The organism is Vibrio sp. 10N.261.52.A1, assembly GCF_002876325.1.
Classification (GTDB): Bacteria; Pseudomonadota; Gammaproteobacteria; order Enterobacterales; family Vibrionaceae; genus Vibrio; species Vibrio chagasii.
On sequence record NZ_MCYD01000728.1, the window covers coordinates 1 to 3266 of the forward strand.

The following is a 3266-nucleotide window of genomic DNA, read 5'->3' on the forward strand; positions in this document are numbered from 1 at the left end:
AATTAAGTGTGCTTGCAACGGGGGGATGAATTTCCCATTGCAGGTTTATTGCAGAAATAAAATAATTAATATAAAGCTAAGGAATCAAGTATGTATCTAAGAAAGAGCAGTGCTAAACAGATTCACTCTTTTGGATATCGCGCGTTAGGGCTAACAATGCTTTGCTCTGGCTTATTGTTGAATCCAATTTCACAAGCCATGGCTAGTGAGTTCAGTACTGATGCGGTAGCTCAGTCAGAAAGTGAATACTGGAGCACCTATAAGCTAGATATCACCAACACGGGCTCAGATAGCGCAGACATGCGTGAAGCTGTGATCGAATTTTTATTGCCAGTAGCGATTAACGAGATCAACTGGGCGTCGAACCATCTTTCTTACCCATCATGGGAAATCTCTCATACGACGCAAGCGGATGGGGTATTGAACGCCGTGACATTGACGTTCCCAGAAGGCTCTTGGGTTGATAGTGAGCTGGCCTCTGGTGAATCTGCGGCATTGACTATCTCTTTCGGTGGTGAACTGACAGATCTGAATGCGTTTGAGAATTCTGTTGTGGTGAAAGTGGATGGCGAAGTGGTTCCTCCACCAGAATTTTCACTGGATATTTTAGCGCCTGCTCAAAACTCAGTGGTTTACACAGGTACGAATGTTGACATCATTACGGGTGTTGAAGGTGAGGGTGCAAGCAAACTCGAGTTCTGGGCAAACAGTACCAAATTGGGTGAGCAAAACGTTGTAGAAGGTACAACAGAATACCAACAAGCTTGGCTTCCAAGCGAAGTGGGTGCTGCATCGATCACTGTGATGGCGTTCAATGACAGTGGCGATAAACTCACAGAAAAAGCAGTTCAAGTGACGGTAGAGTCAGAATCGACGGCGCCAAACCCACCTGTGATTGAGTTTATCTCGCCAGACGCAGGCTCTTCTCACCAAAAAGGTGACAGCATCACAATTTCAGCGCATGTAACAGATGCAGATGATGACTTAGCGACGGTTAAGTTCTTTGCTAACGATTCAGAAGTGTGTTCTCTTGATGCGAAAACGACCCAAGATTTTTCTTGTGACTGGACAACGCAAACGGCAGGCTCTACTACGCTTCGTGCGGAAGCCAAAGATGACGAGCAACATGTCTCTAGTAAGAATTTAACCATCACGGTGACAGATACAAGCACCAGCTGTGGTGACATACCTAAGTACCAAGATGGTGTGGCCTATAAAGTCGGTGATGAAGTCACTAACATTGGCAATATCTACTCATGTACGGTAGCGGGTTGGTGTGGTAACCCTGTATGGACACCAGGAACCGGTCATCCAAGTTATCCTGATGCGTGGAAAGATGCATGGGATGAAGCGGGTGAGTGTGATCCGAACCCTGTGCCAGTGGTGGACGTTCAATCACCGCAAGATGGACAGAAAATCGCACCTAACCAAGCATTTGAAGTTGTAGTCGATGCATCGGATGATACTGAAGTTGCTCGCGTTGATGTTCAATTGAATGGTCAAGTGGTTGCGACATCAAACACGCCTTCACAAGGAGATACTTACACCATCACGGTGCCTGCCCAAGTTGAAGGCCAATACACATTGACGGTTGTTGCCTACGATGACCAAGGTGCGAGTGCGGAGGCGGCGCCAATTTCTTTAGCGATTACCGATAAAGACTTGGTTGTTTCTTTGGCATCTCCTGTTGACGGCTCAAGCTATTTCGAAGGTCGTGCGATTTCGATCAAAGCAGACGCGAAGAGTTACGAAGGGGATATTTCCTCGGTTAGCTTCATCGCGAACGGTAACGAGCTGTTTAAAGATACGGAAGCACCTTATGAATATGAATGGCTAGGTGCTCAGCAGGGTACATATGCTGTAACCGCAAAAGCGGTGAATACGTCCAACCAAGAGCAAACCTCTGCAACGTCTAACATTATGGTCAAAGAAAGCACAGGCGGTGGCGGCTTAGTCGATAACCCTGATCGCTCTATCAGTTACCTAACGTCTTGGGGGCTGAATGACTACCAAGAGCTGTTCAACTCAGAAGGTGATGGCTATCTATTGTCATTTGGTAAGTGGGACGCAAGCGGTAACATCACGATCTCTGATGGCATGCTAACACCACCGAATTATAGCCCGGACTGGATGGCAACACAGTATCTAGCGTGGTCAACACTCAAGCATGATAATGAAAATGTGACCATGATGGTCGCGTTCGGTGGTCAAACTTACGAAAGCATTTGGACGGCGATCGGTACGCCTGAAAGCCGTGAAGCAGTAGCTAATGGGTTGGTTGATTTGGTGCATACGCCATTCCCTGTGTACAAAAAGAACCTCAAACCTGAAGAAATGGAAGGCGAGTGTCTTGCAACAAACTCAGACGGTAGCTGTGATTACAGCAAGTACCAATTAGCGGGTTACGTGCACATTGATGGCCTGGACTTTGACTTTGAGAAAGCGGCACGAATCTCAGACAAAGAGAACCAAGACTTAACGGCGTTGATCAAACTTATCCGTGAGAAAGTGGGTAATACGAAGGTTCTGTCTCTGACGACTTACCACGTAGGTGCGGATCCAGTTGAATGTATGGATGCAAGCGTGTTTGAAAACTGCTCTTACATTGAAGAGTCTGGCCGTTCCTCTCACCACGGTGAAGTGATTGATCTGTTGAAAGCGACCAAGAACGACTTCGATTTCTTCAACGTGATGACATACGACGCGGGTCGAAACTTCTTATACGAAGTCGCGATGGCGAACTACGCTGAGTACATTGGAGACAAGTCTAAGATTGTTCTAGGTAATACGATCAACAATCAGTGGGCACCCGGTGGTAACTTTGTTGAAACACGCCAGAACAACCTAGACCGTGCTAAATGGCAGAAAGATAACGGTTATGGTGGCTTTTTTATGTGGACGTTGGGTTCAAACAAACAAGGTTTGAACATGGCAGAGCAAGTGGATTACTTTAACGAGATGATTAGCGTAAGTAAGTAGTACTTACCTTATCGCCTACTTGAACGACGGAAGGCGCTTATGCCTTCCGTTATTTGCTCCCCAATCATTCAGAGCTCCAGATTCCCCTTGTGATAAAGGGGTTTAGCCAAAAGCGGTGAATAGTGCTTCATAACACTTCACATCGCATGCCCCCAAAGTGCGTCAGCACGATTTTCTTCGTTGATTTGGATACATGGTTTTCATTACTTGAACTCATGGCCGGAAAAAGTAAAAGACGTGGATAAATTTAAAAATAAATTAATATAGTTGAAAACCATTGCTTTACA

The 3266-nt window shown here is 46.0% G+C and carries 1 protein-coding gene; it reads left to right on the top strand.

All coding sequences use genetic code 11. The features are described from left to right. Positions 1-90: 90 nt before the first annotated feature. Positions 91-2979, top strand: coding sequence for an Ig-like domain-containing protein (locus tag BCT81_RS14830; protein WP_102424923.1), 2889 nt, complete (start codon positions 91-93; stop codon positions 2977-2979). Positions 2980-3266: the final 287 nt, after the last annotated feature.